This is a genomic window from Streptomyces aurantiacus (assembly GCF_001418335.1).
In the GTDB taxonomy this organism is placed as follows: Bacteria; Actinomycetota; Actinomycetes; order Streptomycetales; family Streptomycetaceae; genus Streptomyces; species Streptomyces aurantiacus.
This window is the reverse complement of sequence record NZ_LIPP01000522.1, coordinates 1-1,807: the sequence shown is the minus strand read 5'-3', so window position 1 is coordinate 1,807 and position 1,807 is coordinate 1. Positions and strand designations below refer to the sequence as shown.

At 73.5% G+C, this 1,807-nt stretch carries 3 protein-coding genes; 2 read left to right on the top strand and 1 reads right to left on the bottom strand.

Going from position 1 to position 1,807, the window contains the following annotated elements:
• Window positions 1-395: non-homologous end-joining DNA ligase LigD (gene ligD, locus AOK01_RS45980; RefSeq protein ID WP_483855264.1), on the top strand; the 395-nt coding region annotated here is incomplete at its 5' end.
• Window positions 396-459: 64 nt separating this feature from the next.
• On the opposite strand, the gene AOK01_RS39860 is transcribed toward ligD, so the two are convergent.
• A partial coding sequence (locus tag AOK01_RS39860; protein WP_157871677.1) for a nuclease-related domain-containing protein occupies window positions 460-1,190 on the bottom strand: 731 nt, incomplete at its 3' end.
• Between the two features lie 90 nt (window positions 1,191-1,280).
• Between AOK01_RS39860 and AOK01_RS39855 the strand changes: the two genes are divergently transcribed.
• A complete protein-coding gene (locus AOK01_RS39855; RefSeq protein WP_213862219.1) occupies window positions 1,281-1,787 on the top strand; it encodes a protein-tyrosine phosphatase family protein in 507 nt (168 codons plus the stop codon).
• Window positions 1,788-1,807: the final 20 nt, after the last annotated feature.

Here is a 1,807-nt window from a genome sequence, read left to right as displayed (position 1 = left end):
CGAAGACCTCCGGCTCCAAGGGCCTGCACCTGCTGGCCGCCCTGGAGCCCACTCCCTCCACCGAGGTCACCGCCTACGCCAAGGTCCTCGCCGTGGAAGCCGAGGCCGACCTTCCCGAGCTGGCCATCCACCGCATGACCCGCAGCCTGCGCCCCGCCAAGGTCTTCGTCGACTTCAGCCAGAACGCGGCCCGCAAGACCACGGCCGCCCCCTACACCCTCAGGGCCCGCCCGGCCCCCACGGTCTCCACGCCGCTCACCTGGGACGAGGTCGAGTCCTGCACCACCGCTTCCGAACTGGCCTTCCACGCCGAGGACATCGCGCCCCGCCTGGCACGCCACGGCGACCTGCTGGAGCCGTTGCTCGACACCGGCCGGGCGGGATCACTGCCCTAAGGGCTCGGAGGGGGCTTCCCGGCAGGCAGGACCTCAGACCCGTACCCACGTCCCCCGGTCGCNNCCCCCCGACCTGGCCAGCGACGTCACATCGGTGTCCAGCAGGATGCGCGCCCCACGCAGCGGCGCCGTGACCGACACCTCCCTCGGCCCGAAGAGCGCCAGTACGGGGCGCACCTCGGCGGTGAGGGCGTACGAGGCGCGGTCCGCGTCGGCGCGGGCCAGCCGCAGCGCCGGCCGGGCCTCCCGGTGGCCCACCGTGACCAGGGGATCGTCGACAACGACGCGCTGTTTACGGGCGTACACCGTGTGCACGGCGAACAGTCCTCCCGGGCCGATCACCAGGTGATGCAGGCGGTCCCCGCCGGGCAGCGGCACCGAGTGCAGGGTGTGCCACCCGGCCCCGTCCAGCCGGTCCAGCGCCTCGCCCACCGCGAGTTCCGCCGCGAGAGCGCGCCGCCTGGGATCCGGTCGCATACGCCGCCGTGGACCGGGGTCGTGGTCGAGCATGGCCTGCAGGGCCTCTCCCGGCCGGTTCGGCGCGAGGTCGTCGTCCGGGTGCAGGGACAGCAGCGCCAGTTCGGCGGGGGTCGGCACCGGTGGCGGCCCGACCGTCACCGCTCCGGTCAGGAACGGCCCCAGCGCGTCGAGCACGTCCTCCCGCCGCTCCTCGCTGAGCAGGTTGACCCGGCCCGCCTCCCTGTCGTACCAGGCGACGTTCCCGCCGTCCGGGCGGCAGACGTAGAGCCGTTCCTGACCGTGCCGCCAGGTCGGTACGACGCGCAGTCCGTTCATGCACCATCACCCCACGACCATGGGACCAGGCGGGGTGCTCCAGGGGCAAGAAGGCGGCTACCTTTGGGAGGAGTTGAGGGGGAGGCGCCGTTGCGGGCTCGCAGGAAGCAACCCGATGTGCCGGCCCCGGACAGCCCGTGGAGCGAGATAGTGCCCGGCCTGTGGATGGGCGGGCACGAGTACGCGGGCCGGTCGGGAGAACCGGAGTTCGCCGTCGTGCACGACGAGTTCGACCTGGTGCTGACCCTGTTGCGACTACCCGGCCACGGGCCCGACGCGGGCGTGGAGCACCATGTGTGGCCCATCCCGGACGGGCCGCTGGACGGCACCCAGCTGGCGGGCGTGATGCGGCTCGCCGTGACCGCGGGAGAGGCCCTCGACGACGGCCGGCGCGTCCTGGTCCGCTGCTACCACGGCTACAACCGCTCGGGTCTGGTCGTCGGCCACGCCCTGGCCCTCGCCGGGCACCCGCCCGACGAGGCGATCCGGCTGATCCGCTCCCGCCGCTCCCCGTGGGCCCTGCACAACGAGCTCTTCGTGGAGTACCTGCGGACGGGGCTGGCCACGGCCCGGCTCCTGGAGGAACTCGCCGAGTAGCCCGGCCCCCACTCCCCTCC